The 431-nt window shown below is 32.7% G+C and carries 1 pseudogene; it reads left to right on the top strand.

Annotated features, from left to right (window positions below):
• Positions 1-183: 183 nt before the first annotated feature.
• Positions 184-431 (top strand): annotated as a pseudogene (locus tag HZY83_RS01635) (3-oxoacyl-ACP synthase); the annotation flags it as partial.

Genomic DNA, 431 nt, shown 5'->3' with positions numbered 1-431 from the left:
CAATTATTATGAGCAAATTGTTGTTATTAATCACTTAAGCTATTTAAAGGTTTTGAGGTCATAGATAAGCCTAAAACGCTACTTTTGAAAAGAGGTATAAAAATGAATCTACTTGAGTTTGAAAACAAAAATGTGTTAAATTAATACCTGGTATTAAAAATTTATTTAAGAAGGTGTACGACCATGAACGTGGGTATTAAAGGTTTCGGTGCTTATGCTCCGGAAAACATTGTAGACAATGCCTATTTTGAACAATTTTTAGAAACTTCAGATGAATGGATTTCTAAAATGACTGGTATTAAAGAAAGACACTGGGCAGATGAAGATCAAGACACATCTGACTTAGCGTACAATGCGAGTGTTAAAGCAATTGAAGATGCTGGAATTCAACCAGAAGATATAGACATGATTATTGTAGCAACTGCAACAGG

The sequence above is a fragment of the Gemella sp. GH3 genome, assembly GCF_013415425.1.
GTDB lineage: Bacteria > Bacillota > Bacilli > Staphylococcales > Gemellaceae > Gemelliphila.
The sequence above is the reverse complement of the archived record's forward strand: the minus strand, read 5'-3'. Positions and strand labels throughout refer to the sequence as shown.